Consider the following 17128-nt stretch of genomic DNA (forward strand, 5'->3'; position numbering starts at 1 on the left):
GCTCTTGGCTATACACTTCCCACTATCAGGGCGTGTTACGGACTTTCACCGATTAGATTGCGCCCATACTGGGCGCACATAAAAAATGCAACAATTTGATACAAATTGTTGCATTTTTTATTTATTTTGCTCTAAAATTTGTCAAAAAAAGGCAATTATGCTGATTTTTATTGTTCAGCATAACTGCCTTTTAAATTCTCTTTCCAAACGATGAACCTAACCCGAAGAAGCCTCTTTCTGAAGCATTTCATCAAATTTATCCATCCGTTCTTTACCTACCTGGTCTGCAAAAAGGTATATTCCTTCTGAGCTTCCTCATCCTCCGGATAGTCCTTGATATAAGCCAGCGCTTTCTCTCTGGCGCCCTCATAATCCTGCATCCGTTCACAGGCAATGATTTCATTGCGCCGGAGTTTCTGTTCATTGGGAGGGTTCTTTACCGACAATGCCTGCTGATAAAATTCCAATGCCTGGCTGTAATTTCCGGCTTCCATCTGCATATCGCCAAGAACCACCAGGGTAGACACATCTGAATTATTTTTGGAAATATAGCTTTCATACAAAGCTGCCGCCTGACTGGAATCCCCCTGGGCGTCATAGACCTGGGCCAGATACAGCAATGCTTTCACATCATCATTATTGATGGCCAGATCCAGTTCTTTTTTGGCATTTTCATAGTCCTCCTGCAGAAGATAAATATGTCCCCGTTCCCGGTGTTCCTCCGGCTTGTCCGCTTTCAGCTTCAAAGCTGCCGTCAGCACTTCCTCCGCTTCAGAATCCCAGCCGGCATTTTTCAGGTTTTCGTAGGCGGAAACATACATCTCATAATCATTTCCGCTGGTCTCAAAGGATTTCCGGTAATCCTTCATGGCATTTTCCCGGTCCTCCTCCTTCATATAAATGCAGCCCCGCAGATAATAGGCTTTATAATCTTTCTTATTATAATCAATCAGGGCTTTGCAGGTTTCCAAAGCTCCTTTGACATCGCCGCTTTTATACTGGGCAGTGGCCTTGTAATAGCAGGTATCAATTTCTATCTCTGTCACCACTGCCTTCGACTGATCCAATGCCTTCTGAAAAGCCTCGACAGCTTCTTCATAGCTGCCTTCGCTCAGTTTATTCATTCCTACCTGCCGGTACGCCTGCTGGTTTTCCAGGGCCTCTTTATCCTTACACCCTGCCAGACTGCCCATGGCAAGAACTGCAGACATCACAAGCGCAGCGGCTTTCAGCCGGTGCGTTCTCCTGAACTTTCTCTCTTCCATGCTTTCATTTTCCTTTCTGCCTGAAGCAAACATTTTAAGGGGCCGGACGCAAAATGCCGCCGGCCCCCTGTTTTTTAATTTATTTCGGCATTTCCACCTTGATTTTATCCAGATGCCAAATGTCGTCCACATACTGCTGAATGGTCCGGTCAGAAGTAAATTTGCCGGCATGCGCAGTATTTAACATTGCCATTTTCGCCCAGCCTTTTTCATCCCTGTAAGCTTTCTCCACTCTCTGCTGCGCTTCTGCATAAGAACGGAAATCTTTCAGAATGAAATAAGTATCCGCATACTGAGTATCCTGTGTATTCAGCAGGGAGTTGTACAGCGGACGGAATAATTCAGAATCGTTCCTTGAATACATTCCATTAATCAACTGCATCAAAACCTGGCGGATGTCCTGATCATTGTTGAAAATCTGCATGGGATCATAATCCCGTTTCTGTTCATGGTCAATGACTTCCTGAGAGCTCATTCCGAAAATGAAAGCATTCTCTTCTCCCACTTCCTCTACAATCTCCACATTCGCTCCGTCCATGGTTCCCAAAGTTACGGCGCCGTTTAACATAAACTTCATATTTCCGGTACCGGACGCCTCTTTACTTGCCGTGGAAATCTGCTCGGAAACATCTGCTGCCGCAAAAATCCATTCTGCAGTGGAAACCTTATAGTCCTCAATAAATACGACTTTAATTTTACCGCCGATGGAAGCGTCATTATTAATTACGTCAGCCACACTGTTAATCAGCTTAATGGTCAGCTTCGCAATGCGGTAGCCTGCCGCTGCTTTTGCCCCGAAAATAAAGGTTCTGGGATAGAATTCCATCTCCGGATGCTCTTTAATCTTATTGTACAGATACATCACATGCAGAATGTTCAAAAGCTGGCGCTTGTACTCATGGAGACGTTTTACCTGCACATCAAAAATGGAACGGGGATTTACCTCAATGCCGTTATGCTTGCGGATATACTCTGCCAGACGCAGCTTATTCTGGTATTTAATATTCATAAATTCCTGCTGCGCTTTCTCATCGTCTGCATAGACCGTCAGTTTTTCCAGATGGGGCAGGTTGGTTACCCAGTCGTTTCCAATATATTTATTCACCCATTCTGCCAGCAGAGGATTGCCGTGGTATAAAAATCTTCTCTGGGTAATTCCGTTTGTCTTATTATTAAATTTCTCCGGGAACATCTGATAAAACTCATGAAGCTCCTGATTTTTCAAAATTTCTGTGTGCAGCCTTGCCACGCCGTTGACGGAGCATCCTGCTGCAATGGCAAGATGAGCCATTTTTACCTGGCCGTCATAAATAATTGCCATTTTCTTTACTTTATTGTAATCGCCGGGGAATTTCTTCTCAATATCCAGAATAAAACGGCGGTTGATCTCTTCAATGATCTGATAAATTCTGGGCAGCAGCCTGGAGAAAATCTCAATGGGCCATTTCTCCAACGCCTCTGACATAATGGTATGGTTGGTATATGCGCAGGTATGAGAAGTAATCTCCCATGCTTCATCCCATTCCATATTTTCTTCATCAAGCAAAATACGCATCAATTCTGCCACTGCAACGGTAGGATGGGTGTCGTTTAACTGAATTGCCACTTTTTCCGGCAGTTTATGCAAATCTGTGTGATATTTCTTATAACGGGCAACGGCGCGCTGCACGCTGGCGGACACAAAGAAATACTGCTGTTTTAAACGCAGCTCTTTTCCCTGGATGTGATTGTCATTGGGATAAAGCACTTCCACCAGATTCTTTGCAAGATTCTCCTGCTCCACTGCCTTTTTGTAATCTCCTTTGTCGAAGGCGTCCAGTTCAAAATATTCTTCCGGCTCTGCATCCCATGCAATCAAAGCGTTTACCATGTTGTTATTGTATCCTACCACCGGCATATCGTAAGGCACTGCGCGGATGGTCTGATAGCCTTCATGAATAAATTTTGTTTTTCCGCTTGGATCTCCCTCGGAACGGACATAGCCGCCGAATTTCACCTGGAACGTATGCTCCGGACGGCGCATTTCAAAGGGATAGCCGTCTTTTAACCAGTTATCCGGCACCTCCACCTGGAACCCATTTTCAATTTTCTGGCGAAACAGTCCGTAACGGTAACGGATGCCGCATCCGTATGCCGGATATCCCAGAGTGGACAGGGACTCCATAAAGCATGCTGCAAGTCTTCCCAGACCGCCGTTTCCTAATGCCGGGTCCGGTTCTTCGTCCTCAATGACATTCAGATCAAATCCGATTTCTTCCAGCGCTTCTTTTACTTCCTTGTAAGCAGTCAGATTAATCAGGTTATTTCCCAATGCCCTTCCCATCAGAAACTCCATGGACATGTAGTAAACCATCTTAGGATCTTCTTTCTCCATGGTTTTCTGAGTTGCAAGCCACTGGTCAATGACAACTTCCTTTACCGCCTGGGACACTGCCTGGTACACTTCCTGCTGGGAAGCCTCCTCCAACGTCTTGCGGTAGAGATTCTTTACATTGTCTTTAATCTCCTGAATAAATTTTTCTTTCTCAAACATCTGATTCTGCATAATTTTCTCCTTCCTCTCTGGTGATGTCTGCTGTGTATACTGACGCCGCGGGCCATGCCATCTGAAATCCCTGTCTCAGGCGGCGTCTGCCTGTCAAAAGATCCGCAGCCCGCCCGGGCTTCGGATCTTTCATTCTGAATCCTGTCAGGCTTTTTCTACTCCCAGAACCACTTTTTCCCCGTTGATATTCCATTCTTTTTCATAGCCTTTGACTGCGTCTTTAAAAATGCTGACAGCCAGCACCTCAGACTGAATCTGCGTTCCGTATTTTTCAAAAATCTCTGCAATTGCATCGCCTGCCTGCCAGAAAACATGAATCTGATCCATTACCTCAAATCCTGCCTCTTTGCGCATGGTCTGGATTTTGCTGATTAATTCTCGGACAAAGCCTTCTGCAATCAGTTCCGGCGTTAAATTGGTATCAAGTACAACGGTTACCTCATTATCACTTTCTGTCACATAACCTTCCTGCTGTGTCATGGTGATAAGAAGGTCTTCCTCACATAATACAACGTCTGCGTTTACGCTGTCAAGAGTTATGCTTCCTTTGGACTTCAGTTCCGCCATGGCTTTGCTGCCGTCAAGCTCTGCCAGCGCTTTTTGAATCTGCCCTAAAACCTTGCCGTATTTGGGCCCTACCGTACGAAGCTGGGGCTTAAAGGTATAATCGGTAAAGCTGCTGACATCCTCTGTAAATACTGCTTTTTTCACATTCAGCTCTTCTTCTATAATATTCACAAACAGCTCCGGAAGTTCTCCGGCCGCTTTGATAAACATAGTTCCGATGGGCTGACGGTTTTTAATATTTGCGCTGTTTCTGCATGCTCTTCCCATTACCACGATTTTCAGCGCCGCATCCATATTTTTCTCTAATTCCGGATCGGACATGGATGCATCCGCCCTGGGAAAATCACACAGATGCACGCTCTCCGGCGCAGAGCTGTCCACGCTGCACACAAGGTTCCGGTAAATGTCCTCCGCCATAAAAGGAATCATGGGAGCCGCCGCTTTGCTGACAGTTACAAGAGCCGTGTACAAGGTCATATAAGCGTTGATTTTATCCTGCGCCATGCCTTTGGCCCAGAATCTCTCCCGGCTTCTTCTCACATACCAGTTGCTCATATCCTCCACAAATTCCTGCAGCGCCCTTGCCGCTTCCGGAATCCGGTAACTGCCCAGGTTTTCATCCACCTGCGTTACAAGGGTGTTCAGCTTGGACAACAGCCACTTGTCCATCACAGATAATTTCTCATATTCTAAAGCATATTCTGCGGCATTAAACTGGTCAATGTTGGCGTACAGCACGAAAAACGCATAGGTATTCCACAAAGTTCCCATAAATTTCCGCTGTCCCTCCTGAACAACTTTTCCATGGAACCGGTTGGGCAGCCAGGGAGCGGAATTGATATAAAAATACCAGCGGATAGCGTCTGCGCCGTAAGTTTCCAGAGCTTCAAAGGGATCTACCGAATTTCCCTTGGATTTGCTCATTTTCTGACCGTTTTCATCCTGCACATGGCCCAGTACAATTACATTTTCATAAGGAGCCCGATTGAACAGCAGGGTGGATTCTGCCAACAGGGAGTAAAACCATCCTCTGGTCTGGTCTACCGCTTCCGAAATAAAATCTGCCGGGAACTGCTGTTCAAACAATTCTTTATTTTCAAAAGGATAATGGTGCTGCGCAAAGGGCATTGCCCCGGAATCAAACCAGCAGTCAACCACTTCCGGCACTCTCTGCATTTCTTTTCCGCATTCCGGACATTTGATGGTCACTTCATCAATGTAGGGACGGTGCAGTTCAATTTCCTCCGGGCAGTTGTCTGACATCTCTTTCAGCTCCGCAATGCTTCCAATAGAATGCATATGGCCGCATTCACACTGCCAGATATTCAGCGGCGTTCCCCAATAGCGGTTTCTGGAAATGCCCCAGTCCTGCACATTTTCCAGCCAGTCGCCGAACCGTCCTTTGCCGATGCTTTCCGGAATCCAGTTGATAGTGTTGTTGTTGCGGATTAAGTCGTCCTTCACTTCCGTCATCTTAATAAACCAGGATTCTCTTGCATAGTAAATCAGCGGCGTATCGCAGCGCCAGCAATGGGGATATTCATGCTCAAATTTAGGCGCGTCAAATAATAAGCTCCGATCCTCCAAATCCTGCAGAATCATAGGATCTGCCTTTTTGCAGAACGTGCCTGCAAAGGGCGCGCCCTCTGTCAGCTCTCCTTTTCCGTTGACAAACTGCACAAAGGGCAGGTCATATTTTCTTCCCACTTTGGAGTCGTCCTCACCGAAGGCCGGCGCGATATGAACAATTCCTGTACCGTCTGTCATGGTAACATACGCATCACAGGTGACAAAATGTGCTTTCTTATGCTGTTTTTCGGCCGCATCTTTCGCCCCTTCATACAAAGGCTCATATTCCCGGTATTCCAACTCCGTACCCTTATAAGTCTCCAGCACTTCATAGGCTTTTGCACCGCTCTCCTGCTGCTCTTTGTCCAGAAGAGTTCCCATTACTTTGTCCAACAAAGCTTCCGCCATATAATAGGTAATTCCGTCTGCAGCCTTGATCTTGCAGTAAGTTTCCTCCGGATTCACGCAGAGGGCCAGGTTCGAGGGCAGTGTCCAGGGGGTTGTGGTCCATGCCAGGAAATAAGCGTCCTCGTCCTTCACCTTAAACCGCACAATTGCGGAACGCTCTTTTACTGTTTTATAGCCCTGGGCCACTTCCTGGGCTGACAGGGGAGTTCCGCAGCGGGGACAGTAAGGCACAATCTTAAATCCCTTGTACAGTAATTTCCGGTTCCAGATTTCTTTTAAGGCCCACCATTCCGATTCAATAAAATCATTGTGATAGGTCACGTAAGGGTCGTCCATATCCGCCCAGAATCCCACGGTGCCGGAAAATTGTTCCCACATGCCTTTGTATTTCCAGACGCTTTCTTTGCACTTATCAATAAAAGGCTCTAAGCCGTATGCTTCAATCTGGTCTTTTCCGTCTAATCCCAACAGTTTTTCAACTTCAAGCTCCACCGGAAGCCCGTGGGTGTCCCATCCTGCCTTTCGGGGAACCATTTTCCCTTTCATGGTCTGGTATCTGGGAATCATATCCTTGATGACACGGGTCAGCACATGGCCGATATGGGGCTTGCCGTTTGCTGTGGGAGGGCCGTCGTAAAAGGTGTAAGTCTCTCCCTCTTTCCGGTTCTCCATGCTTTTTCGGAAAATATCGTTGTCTTTCCAGAATTTTTCAATCTGTTTTTCTCTCTCCACAAAGTTTAAACTGGTTTCCACTTTGTTGTACATGAGTATCTGCTCCTTTCATTTCATTAAAAATGGCTCCGTCCCTCTGTAAAAGGACGAAGCCATATCATGCATCGTTACCACCTGTTACAATGTACTTTGGCAAAACCTGTCAATTGCATCTGCCAGCATACGCGGCTCCCATAACGGAGGAACGGGCCGTCCCGGCTTACTGTTTCGCCGTCTGCGCCAGAACGGGCAGAAAGGAAAGTTCAGCGGGCAACTTGGAAGTGATTTTCGGACAGCTTCTACTGATACCGGCTCACACCGTCCCGGCTCGCTGCTGAAATTCCCGGAGCATGACAGGGCGCGCGGTTCGTCCCTGTTTTCGGAAAATTCCTGATGTTGGAATACTGCCTTACTGTCTTCGTCATTGTCTTTGTCTTAAAGCTGTTACCCATTATAAAGCCTGAAATTCCACTTGTCAAGAATTCATCTGCACTTTGCAGCGCTTTTTGTAACAGGCAATTCCATATTTGAGAATTTTTTCTATGCCTTCGTTTTTAAGCCCTGCCGCATAATCTTTTTCTTCTATCTGCATCAGGGCTTCCCGACAGCCTGCTTCTAAATTTCCTTCCGGGGCGTATTTTACTTCAATTACGATTCCCAGATTGTCATCTTCGGATTTCAGAAGAAGGTCGCTGTACCCTTCTCCTGCTTCCGCATTAGAATGAATCTCCCAGTCCTCCCTGTGACTGAGCAGGCCCAGTAAAATTCCATGATAGAAATTCTCTTTTTGTTCTTTTCTCACTGCTGTATCACGGATACTAATGGTTTTTTTCAGCCAGAAATTAAATTGCCTTTCAATTTCTTTCTCATCTGCCTGTACAAAGCTGCTGCAGAAACTATCCAATCTGGACGTATCTTTCTGTATCTCTTCCTGAAACCATTCCTGAATCTGCTCTGAAAATATTTTGCGGATTTCCTGATTCGGTATGACAAGCCGAAAAATCTCTCCTTCCTTTCCCCGATGGGTCAGGTAGCCTGTGGTATAAAGTACACTCCAGAGATTCTCTGTGTTTTGGTATAATTCACGATAAGTTAATTCCTGATTTATCTTTTTGGAAATACTTTCGCCGGCAATCAGGCCCTCAATTTCCCTGCGTGTGTTCTGCTTTGCCATATTTAAAAATTTCCGGATAATATCGTTTCCGCTGGTATTGATCCAAAATGCTCTGGGAACAGCTTCCGGCTCTGCCCGCAGCAAATCAATATAATTGATCACATCCCAGGGACAGTAAACATCTGCACGCCCCATCTGATAGCCGTTATACCATTCCTTCAGCAGCGGATACGATTCTTCAAAGCTGTAATACGCAAGCATGGCGCGGACTTCATCATCCGTAAATCCAAAATATTCCCCAAACCGGATATCAGAAACAGAGTAGATTTTAAAATTATTCAACCCGGTAAAAATACTTTCTTTGGCAACTCTCAAACAACCGGTCAGCACTGCAAAATAGAGACTTTCATTGCCTTTCAGCGCCCGGCTCAGCAGATTTCCCAAAAGTCCGGCCATCTCGTCATAATATCCTGCGTGATATGCTTTTTCCAGAGGAACGTCATATTCATCAATCAACAATATCACTTTTTGCCCATAATGGCGGCAAAGAAATTTTGATAACTGAAACAGACTTCCCTTAAGCGTCTCCTCTGAAGTAATCTCGCCGCCCTTAAACTCTGAATCTGCCTGTGTCAGCCGACTATACTGCTGTTTCTCCTCCCCAGTCAGATGACTGCTGTTTCCTAAACAAGAAAACCGCCGGGCTTCACTGCTGAGCACAGACCACAGTGAGGCCGCCGCGCCTTCATAGCTGCGTGCCTGAATATCCTTCAGTGTAATGGAAATCACCGGAAATCTGCCCATATATTTTCGACATAATTCCTGTTCTCCCATAATTTTCAGACCATCAAACAATGTGCTGTCGCAGCCGTATTCAAAAAATGTTTTCAGCATATCCATATTCAGGGATTTTCCGAATCTTCTGGGACGGGTAAACAGATTTACTTTTCCCCAATGATACAATAATTCTTTTATCATCCCTGTCTTATCCACATAATAAAATTCTTCGGTGCGGATTTCCTCAAAACTCTCAATACCGACAGGAAGTTTTTTTCTGATATCCAAGTTTCCTCCTTACCGCATCATTTCCATCTGAAACTCTCTCATAATCTCATTGTATAATCCTGAGCTTTGGAGATAATTGCCGTAAACGGTCAGGGCAATAAATAAAATCAGGCCTACAGAAGAGCAGACAATCCCCGCAATTGCCATTCCTTTCCCCGTTCCTTTCTGAATCTGCAGAACCCCAAGCACAATGGAGACCACTGCCAGCGGAACGCAGGTGCACCACAGGCAGCAGGTAATCAGCGCCAGAATTCCGCAGACCATGGAAGCGATTCCAAAGCCGTACCCGGGCTGATTATAATTCTGCTGATAAGGCGGCTGGCTGAAATTGGGCTGATTGTAATTCCCCTGCTGCCAGTTATGGTCAGGCTGGGGGCTGCTTCCCTGCTGCCATTGGTTATTGTCTGACTGAGGGTTCTTTTCCGGCTGAGAGCCGTTTTCAAACATGTTATTCTCATCATTCATAAAACAATCCTCCTCTGATCTGTTCTGCCATCCGGCCGGACGGCATGTGGACTTTGCATTTTATTATACGCATTAACTGCACAACAGTCAAATCCTATCTTATTACTCCGTCATAAATTTCTCAACAAATTATTTGCCAAATGCAGATTATGTGTTAAAATACAGTGATAATTATTTTAGAAAGAAGGACAACTTTATGAAAATGAAACGAGAGGATATCCGTAACATTGCCATTATTGCTCATGTAGATCACGGCAAAACCACTCTGGTGGACGAGCTGTTAAAGCAAAGCGGCGTGTTCCGCGCCAACCAGGAGGTGCAGGAGCGTGTCATGGATTCCAATGATATCGAAAGAGAGCGGGGAATCACCATTCTTTCCAAAAATACCGCTGTTTTTTATAAGGATACTAAAATCAACATTATCGACACGCCGGGCCATGCGGACTTTGGCGGCGAAGTAGAACGGGTGCTGAAAATGGTCAACGGAGTCGTGCTTGTGGTGGACGCCTTTGAAGGCGCCATGCCCCAGACGAAATTCGTGCTGATGAAGGCCCTTGCCTTAGATCTTCCAGTCATTGTCTGTATCAACAAAATTGACCGTCCGGAGGCAAGGCCGGATGATGTGATTGACGAGGTACTGGAATTATTTATGGATCTGGACGCCTCCGACGAGCAGCTTGACTGCCCCTTTATTTACGCTTCCGCCAGGGACGGCTACGCTGTCAAAGATTTAAATGATGAAAAGAAAGATATGACCGCCTTATTTGAAACTATTCTGGAATATATTCCCGCACCGGAGGGCGACCCGGACGCCAACACCCAGGTGTTGATCAGCACCATTGACTACAATGAATATGTGGGACGCATCGGCGTTGGAAAAGTGGACAACGGCTGTCTGAAAGTCAACCAGGACGCCGTAGTGGTAAACCACCACGAACCGGACAAGCTGCAGAAAGTGCGGATCAGCAAGCTCTATGAGTTCGACGGACTGAATAAGGTAGATGTGACAGAGGCAAAAATCGGCTCTATTGTGGCTATTTCCGGAATTGCGGACATCCACATCGGAGATACCATCTGCGCGCCGGAGGCCCCCTGCGCCATTGATTTCCAGAAAATCTCCGAGCCTACCATTTCCATGAACTTTATTGTAAATGACAGCCCTCTGGCCGGACAGGAGGGGAAATTCGTCACCTCCCGCCACATCAGAGACCGGCTGTTCCGGGAACTGAACACAGACGTCTCTCTGCGGGTGGAGGAAACCGACAGCCCCGACAGCCTGAAAGTTTCCGGCCGGGGAGAACTGCATTTATCCGTTCTGATTGAAAATATGCGCAGAGAAGGCTATGAATTCGCTGTAAGCAAAGCGGAGGTTCTTTATCACAAAGACGAAAACGGCAAGAAAACAGAACCCATGGAGCTTGCCTATGTGGACGTGCCGGACGAATATACCGGAGCTGTCATTGAGAAATTAAGCCAGAGAAAGGGAGAACTGCAAAATATGGGGCCCATCAGCGGCGGCTATACAAGACTGGAGTTTTGCATCCCCTCCCGGGGCCTGATCGGATACCGCAGCGAGTTTCTCACAGATACCAGAGGAAACGGCATTATCAACACTATTTTCAATGGCTACGAGCTTTACAAAGGCGACATTGCCTACCGGAAACAGGGCTCCCTCATTGCCTTTGAATCCGGCGAATCAGTAACTTACGGCCTTTTCAGCGCCCAGGATCGGGGAACCCTCTTTATCGGCCCCGGGGAAAAAGTGTATGCCGGCATGATCATCGGACAAAGCGCCAAACCTGAGGACATTGAACTGAATGTCTGCAAAAAGAAACATTTAACCAACACCCGCTCCTCCAGCGCAGATGAAGCGCTGACGCTGACTCCGCCTAAAATCTTAAGTCTGGAGCAGGCATTGGAATTCATCGAAACCGACGAGCTTTTAGAAGTTACCCCCAAGAGCCTTCGAATCCGCAAACGGATTTTAGATCCCACTCTGCGTAAGAGAGCCGCCATGAAAAAATAAAAACGCAGGACTGCCTGTACTCATGCACACTGTTTGTTCCGAGCGCAGGCAATCCTGTATTTTTGCAGATCGAATGATAAATCATTCCTTATCTGCCCCTCATCTTCATCCGGTTTGCCAACAACCCCGCCGAAAAAAATGCCAGTGAAAACATGACAACCGCCAAATAAGATTTATATATCGCTCCTGCCTCGGAAAAACCGCTCACCTTCTGAATTTCCTCATTGGCAATCACATACCAGTAAGAAGGCACGAATCTGGCAATTTTCCTGGAGGTTTCCCCCATCACATCCAGAGGGACAAACACCCCGCCCAGGAAACTGAACCCCAGGCCAAATACATTGCTCATGGCATTCAGCACTGCCGTATTGTCGGCAAACTGAACTGCAAACCAGGACACGCACAGGGCGCAGACTGCAAACAACAGCGCATTAATGGCGCTTAATATCCCCTGGGCCGTAAACAGATAATTTCCAGTATTACATCCTGCCATCACCATAAACACTGCAAACACCGCAATCATATAAACCAGGCATCCCAGTAAAATCTGCAGGCTTTGCTGCAAATAAGGCACTGCGGAGCATTTATTTCTGGCAGACAGGTCTTTATTCTGAAATGTCTTAATTACCACTCCCACCCCCAGAATCATCATGGTTACAAACACATAGGGAATAAAATGGAAGAAATAATATCCCCTGGAGAACGACGGCCCCTTCTCCTGATTGAGAAATTCCACCTTCACCTTCTCTTTCATATCTTCCATGGCAAAATCCCCGGCGTCCTTCATTTCAAATCCTGCGCTCAGATACATATCCGCTGTTTTCAGAAAACTTTCCATATCATATTCCGCCAGATAAGAACTGCTGCTGCCCGGCACCGCCGTTCCATCCAACAGACGCTCTCTGTCCCCTGCGGCAAATTTTTCCGAAAAATCCTCCGGAATCACCAGCACGTAATCAATTTCCCCGTAATATATGGCGTCTTTCAGCGCTTCTGTTCCTTCCGGTATCTCTTTTATCTTATGGCTTTCCCCCAAATATTCTTCCAGGGCCGCTCCCAGCTCCCCCTGATCCCTGTTTTCCAGGGCAATCTCCAAAGAAATTCCGGTAAATTCCTCCTCTGCCTGCTCTTTCATCACTCCGCTCATCAGCAAAGTAAGGCTGAGATAAATGGCTGTATACATAATCAACTGGCCTTTGTTTTTATTCAGAATTTTAAAAAATACTTTAAACAGCTGCATACCGTTCCCTCCTTACCAGTAAAAACGATGCCATGCCTAAAACCAGAATCAGAACCACCATATTTCCCATACAGTGAAAATAAGGGCCCAGATTGTCATAAATATTCAGGCTGTACAGGGATTTGGCAATCAATGTGGCCGGATTCACCTGATTCAGCGCAGGCGCATACATTTCCACAATCCGCGCCATACTCTGAAACATCAGGCCGCTGAAAAAACTGGATACCAGCATAAAGCCGATGCAAAGCCCTTCTTTGACTCCGTATGAATACTTTCCCACAACCCCCACTAAAAATCCAATCATAATTCCCAGTGCGCTTCCAACCAGAGCCGTGAGAAACATCAGGCCGCCATGCTCTCCCAGCTCCACCCCCAGCACGAAGCTCAGGTAGCAAATGGAAAAAGCGGCGTATAGAAACTGCATGGTAATTTTCGCCGCCAAATCCGGAAGCAGCATACTCATGCGGCTGGCTCCTGCCACTGCACGTCTGGCTGCCAGGGACGTGGCGTCCGCCTTAAAATCTGTTGCAGCGCTCAGCCCGGAGGTGGCCCCCATCAGGCAGGTCATGGCAATCAGGGAATAAAAACCATCCAGCAAGCAGTCCATAGAGGCTTCTGTTACGCTTCCCGCCTTCAGATACCGGCACTCTTCCTCCAAACGGACAGCCGCTGCCTGTATTCCCGCAGGATTTTCCCTGCCGATGTTTGAAAAAGTGGCCTTTGCCCGCTGATACTGCTTCAGGATAGAATTTAATATGGTCTGATTCACCCCCTGCTCTGCCACAATCAGGGTGACGTCTCCCGTATCCGGTTCTTCACAAAAGACTCCCTCCACGTTTCCCTCTTTCAAAAGCTGTCTGGCTTTCTTATATTCTGCCGTCTGCACTTTCACTAGCTCGCTGTCCTCCTCCAGACCTTTCAGCAGCCGGCCAAAGGCGCCGTCCTCCTGTTCCGACGCATATGCCACCGGAATCCGGCGGAAAATCACCTGCTCCTCCACATAACCGCCGAACGTCATTTGAAACAGCGTTCCCAAAACAACGGGAAATATCACGTTCCAAAACAGCACCAATTTGCACCGCACAGACTGAAATATACTGTACTTATATAATCTGAAAAACATGTTCTTCCTCCTGTCTATTCCTTCCAAGCGTTATTCTGCAGAATCCCGCAGCTCCTTTCCGGTGATTTCCAGAAACACATCATTTAACGTAGGCAGCTCCGAATAGACCCTGCCGAATCCAATCTCACGTTTCCCGAAATAGTCCAGGATATGCACCAGATTGTGTTTCCCGCCGCTGCACCTGATTTCCAGCATTCCTTCCCGGTAATCCACCTTATAAACATGGCGCAGCTCCTTAATTTCCTCCAAGTGAAACGGCAAAAGCCCCGCCGCCTCCAGGTGAATTTTCTCACCTGTCTTAATCATTCCCTTCAGCTCTTCACTGGTTCCAAAAGCAACGCACCTTCCCTTATCCAGAATGGCAATCCGGCTGCAGATTTGCTCCACTTCTTCCATATAATGGGAGGTGTAAATGACTGTGGCCCCCTTCCGGTTCAGCTCCTGAATTCCTTCCAGAATCCGGTTCCGGCTCTGGGGATCTACGGCCACCGTAGGCTCATCCATAATAATCAGCTTTGGCTTATGGGCTATGCCGCAGGCAATGTTCAGTCTCCGAAGCAGCCCGCCCGACAGCTTTTTAGGATAAAATTTCCGGAAATCTTCCAGTCCGGAAAAGACAATGGCTTCCTCCACATACTGTTTCCGCAGTTTTTTATCCCCAATGTACAGCCCGCAGAAATAATCAATATTTTCCTGCACCGTCAGCTCCTCAAACACAGCCACATTCTGCAGCACAACGCCGATTTTCTTCTTGATCTCATAACTGTTGGGCTGTATCTCCTCCCCGAATACCTTCACGCTTCCTTTATCAAAGTACAAAAGCGCAAGAATGCAGTTAATGGCCGTGGTCTTTCCTGAGCCGTTAGGCCCAAGCAGTCCGAAAATCTCCCCTTCCTCCACCGTCAGCTTCAGATGATCCAGCGCAATCAGTTCTTTGTACCGTTTTACCAGATTGTCTATTTCTATAACAGTTCCCATATCCGTCACCTATTCCTTTCCCTGTACTGCTCCTTTTCGGATATTTTAATTCTAACAGGAAACGCCCCGCCAAAACAGTGCCATGCGTCACTCATTTTCATGACAATTGTCATATCCGTTCAGATTGTGCTATAATAGCTATACTACTCCGGCGGAACACAGGTTTACGCTGCAGACTGCCGTCTCATTCACGGAGGAACCTGAACATGATATCTTTATTGGATAAACTGATACTTTTTATCTGCTGCACGCTGCTTTTATTTACACAAATGCCCGCCGCCGGTCTGTTTCATATACTGGCCATTCTGTCTGCCATTACTTTCACCTGCTTTTGCGGCTGCTGCAATGCAGACTGCCTGTTCTGGCAGGATCTTGCCCGGCAAAAACAGCTTTTGCTGACAGGACTGTGGCTGCCCTTTGCGGGACTAAGCCTGCTTTTTGCAGAATTCGGGTGTTTTCTGCCCCTTTTATTCTACGAAATGGCGATTGTTTTTCCCATTTCCTCCCTGTACCGCCCCGGGCTTACGCCTGCGAAAACAGAAGCTTCGGCTCTGCCCCAGAATCCTTTGAACAATCCAATGAAAAGAACTGCCGCCTTCCTGCCTGCCGCCTTCCTGCTCCCTTTTTATTCCCTGAAGGATTTGTCTCCCTTTTGTCCCTGGATTGTTCTTTTTTTCTTTCTGCTGTCATGGGTTCTGGCTTTTAAAACAGCAAAGCTTTGCAGAATGGAAGAAAATTTCCGTTTTCTCAGAGACAGCGCCACAGAATACAACCTGCTCCTTCAGCAGAAAAATAAAGATTTGATTGTGAAGCAAAACCATGAAATCCACATTGCCACCTTAAAAGAACGAAACCGGATTGCCCGGGAAATCCACGACAACGTAGGCCATATGCTTTCCCGTTCCATTCTGCAGGCCGGCGCCCTGGCTGCCGTCAATCAGCAGGAGCATCTGAAAGAGCCGCTGCATGCCCTGACCCTGACTTTATCAACCGCCATGACCTCTGTCCGTGAAAGCGTTCATAACCTGCATGACGACTCCGTCGACCTGAAAGGGGCTGTTTTGGAGCTGACCTCTGATTTTTCAGATTATCAGGTGCATCTGGATTATGATATGGGGCATTACGTGCCTGCTTCCGTAAAATACTGTTTTATCTCCATTGTAAAAGAAGCCTTGTCCAACATCGCCCGGCACAGCAACGGCAATGAAATTTTTCTAACCCTGCGGGAGCATCCCAGCCTGTACCAGTTGATTATCAGGGACAATGGAACCAATATCCGCCAAAACCCTTCCGGAATGGGAATTGAAAATATGCAGGAACGGATCAAACAATTAAAAGGCAATTTTTCCCTGTCTGTAAAAGACGGATTCCAGATTTTTGCCGCCGTTCCCCGTGAAAATCATTAAAAAGGAGTTTGTTATGAATATTATTATTGTAGATGACGATCCATTTGTTTCCCTCTCTTTGAAAACCATCCTGGAGGCTTCCGGGGAAATCAAAGTTTTAGAAATCGGAAATAACGGAACAGAGGCTGTGGCCCTCTATGAAGCCTGCCGCCCGGAAGTCCTTCTGATGGATATCCGTATGGATGAAATGACTGGTTTAGAAGCCGCCGAGGTTATTTTAAAGCAGCATTCAGACGCAAAAATTTTGTTTCTCACCACATTTCTGGATGATGAATACATTGTCAAGTCCCTGATGCTGGGCGCAAAAGGATATATTTTAAAACAGGATTTTGAAAGCCTGCTGCCCTCTTTAAAAGCTGTGGCCAAAGGACAGAACGTATTCGGAAATGAAATCATCACCAGGCTTCCTGATTTCCTTGCTCCTGCAAGCCGCTCCCAATATGACTATTCCGCCAGGGGAATCACCGGCAAAGAACTGGAAATCATTGAACTGGTGGCCGGCGGGCTCAGCAACCGGGAAATTGCCGGACAGCTTTACTTAAGTGAAGGAACTGTCCGGAATTACCTGAGCTCCATTTTGGAAAAACTGGAGCTTCGGGACCGCACCCAGCTTGCCGTCTTTTATCTGACCACATAAACCTTGGAT

13 protein-coding genes are annotated in these 17128 nt (G+C 46.9%); 3 read left to right on the forward strand and 10 right to left on the reverse strand.

Features of this window, described 5'->3' with window-relative positions:
- Positions 1-275: 275 nt before the first annotated feature.
- The 7 genes from ACTO17_RS00005 to ACTO17_RS00035 all read right to left on the reverse strand — a co-directional run bounded on the left by ACTO17_RS00005 (position 276) and on the right by ACTO17_RS00035 (position 9709).
- On the reverse strand, positions 276-1265 hold the full coding sequence (locus tag ACTO17_RS00005; protein WP_482556429.1) for a tetratricopeptide repeat protein: 990 nt from the start codon (positions 1263-1265) through the stop codon (positions 276-278).
- A 79-nt stretch (positions 1266-1344) separates the two neighbouring features.
- Positions 1345-3810 (reverse strand): glycogen/starch/alpha-glucan phosphorylase, encoded by a 2466-nt coding sequence (locus tag ACTO17_RS00010; RefSeq protein WP_482556430.1) that lies wholly within the window; start codon positions 3808-3810, stop codon positions 1345-1347.
- On the reverse strand, positions 3791-3943 hold the full coding sequence (locus tag ACTO17_RS00015; RefSeq protein WP_482556431.1) for a hypothetical protein: 153 nt from the start codon (positions 3941-3943) through the stop codon (positions 3791-3793). Before ACTO17_RS00015 ends, ACTO17_RS00010 begins: the two co-directional genes overlap by 20 nt.
- 11 nt (positions 3944-3954) lie before the next feature.
- Positions 3955-7119: an isoleucine--tRNA ligase gene (gene ileS / locus ACTO17_RS00020; protein WP_482556432.1), complete on the reverse strand. Its 3165-nt coding sequence runs from the start codon at positions 7117-7119 to the stop codon at positions 3955-3957.
- Between the two features lie 245 nt (positions 7120-7364).
- The gene (locus ACTO17_RS00025; RefSeq protein WP_482556433.1) at positions 7365-7490 is read right to left on the reverse strand and encodes a hypothetical protein; all 126 of its coding nucleotides are present in this window, start codon (positions 7488-7490) and stop codon (positions 7365-7367) included.
- A 50-nt stretch (positions 7491-7540) separates the two neighbouring features.
- Positions 7541-9244, reverse strand: a complete 1704-nt coding sequence (locus ACTO17_RS00030) for an AAA family ATPase (RefSeq protein WP_482556434.1) — start codon at positions 9242-9244, stop codon at positions 7541-7543.
- 9 nt (positions 9245-9253) lie between these two features.
- The gene (locus tag ACTO17_RS00035) at positions 9254-9709 is read right to left on the reverse strand and encodes a DUF4190 domain-containing protein (RefSeq protein ID WP_482556435.1); all 456 of its coding nucleotides are present in this window, start codon (positions 9707-9709) and stop codon (positions 9254-9256) included.
- Positions 9710-9905: 196 nt separating this feature from the next.
- Between ACTO17_RS00035 and typA the strand changes: the two genes are divergently transcribed.
- A complete protein-coding gene (typA, locus tag ACTO17_RS00040; RefSeq protein ID WP_482556436.1) occupies positions 9906-11735 on the forward strand; it encodes a translational GTPase TypA in 1830 nt (609 codons plus the stop codon).
- 88 nt (positions 11736-11823) lie between these two features.
- Here the strand turns inward: typA and ACTO17_RS00045 are convergent, their stop codons facing one another.
- The 3 genes from ACTO17_RS00045 to ACTO17_RS00055 are packed head-to-tail and all read right to left on the reverse strand — an operon-like array spanning position 11824 to position 15076.
- Positions 11824-12975 (reverse strand): ABC transporter permease, encoded by a 1152-nt coding sequence (locus ACTO17_RS00045; RefSeq protein WP_482556437.1) that lies wholly within the window; start codon positions 12973-12975, stop codon positions 11824-11826.
- Positions 12962-14098, reverse strand: coding sequence for an ABC transporter permease (locus ACTO17_RS00050; RefSeq protein WP_482556438.1), 1137 nt, complete (start codon positions 14096-14098; stop codon positions 12962-12964). Before ACTO17_RS00050 ends, ACTO17_RS00045 begins: the two co-directional genes overlap by 14 nt.
- A 30-nt stretch (positions 14099-14128) precedes the next feature.
- Positions 14129-15076 carry an ABC transporter ATP-binding protein gene (locus tag ACTO17_RS00055; protein ID WP_482556439.1) on the reverse strand — a complete coding sequence of 316 codons (948 nt, stop codon included), beginning with the start codon at positions 15074-15076 and terminating at the stop codon, positions 14129-14131.
- 206 nt (positions 15077-15282) lie between these two features.
- Between ACTO17_RS00055 and ACTO17_RS00060 the strand changes: the two genes are divergently transcribed.
- Together ACTO17_RS00060 and ACTO17_RS00065 are read left to right on the forward strand one after the other, a co-directional pair.
- A complete protein-coding gene (locus tag ACTO17_RS00060) occupies positions 15283-16482 on the forward strand; it encodes a sensor histidine kinase (RefSeq protein ID WP_482556440.1) in 1200 nt (399 codons plus the stop codon).
- Between the two features lie 13 nt (positions 16483-16495).
- Complete coding sequence (locus ACTO17_RS00065) at positions 16496-17119, forward strand: response regulator transcription factor (protein WP_172539638.1); 624 nt, start codon at positions 16496-16498, stop codon at positions 17117-17119.
- The last annotated feature ends 9 nt before the right edge of the window (positions 17120-17128 follow it).

The organism is Petralouisia sp., from assembly GCF_056822245.1.